We start from the raw sequence: 678 nt of genomic DNA, 5'->3' as shown, positions 1-678 counted from the left end.
CAGGAGGCGGCGCGCCACATGAAATCGGGCGGGCGCGTCATCCATATCGGCTCCTCCATGACCCGCTATGCGGCGTTCCCCACCGCCTCGCTCTATACCCTGACCAAGGGGGCGATCACCGGCTTCAACCGCAGCCTGGTCCGCGACCTGGGCCCCAAGGGCATCACCGTCAATACCGTCCATCCTGGCCCGACGGATACGGACATGAACCCGGCCGACGGTCCGGTGGCCGGCATCGTCGGCCCCGGCATCGCCCTCGGCCGCTATGGCCATCCGCATGAGATCGCCAGCGTCGTCGCCTTCCTGGCCAGCCCGGAGGCTGCCTTCGTCACCGGTGCCGAGATCGTCGCCGATGGCGGCCTGACCGCCTGATCCATCCCCTCAGCCAAGGAATATTGCCATGTCCAGCATCGGCATCATCGGCGCCGGCCAGATCGGCCGTGCCTTCGCCACCGCCCTTGCCCGCCAGGGTATTGAGGCCACCATCGCCAACAGCCGCGGTCCCGACAGCCTGACCGAAATCGTCGCCGCCCTCGGTCCCAGTATCCGTGCGGGCACGCGGGAGGAAGCGGCAGCCAAGGACATCGTCCTGGTCGCTGTCAACTGGTCGAAGCTGCCGGCGGCCCTGGCCGGGTTGCCCGACTTCGCCGGCCGTATCGTCATCGACGCCAACAACCC

At 68.3% G+C, this 678-nt stretch carries 2 protein-coding genes; both read left to right on the top strand.

The features are described from left to right. On the top strand, nt 1-372 hold a 372-nt coding region (locus AC1Q7F_RS32620), incomplete at its 5' end, for an SDR family oxidoreductase (RefSeq protein ID WP_492512710.1). Between the two features lie 28 nt (nt 373-400). Further along, the coding region (locus AC1Q7F_RS32615; protein ID WP_492512709.1) for an NAD(P)-binding domain-containing protein at nt 401-678 on the top strand (278 nt) is incomplete at its 3' end.

This window comes from Niveispirillum sp. GW835-FHT14G11 (assembly GCF_058793615.1).
This window is presented reverse-complemented; position numbering and strand designations above follow the sequence as displayed.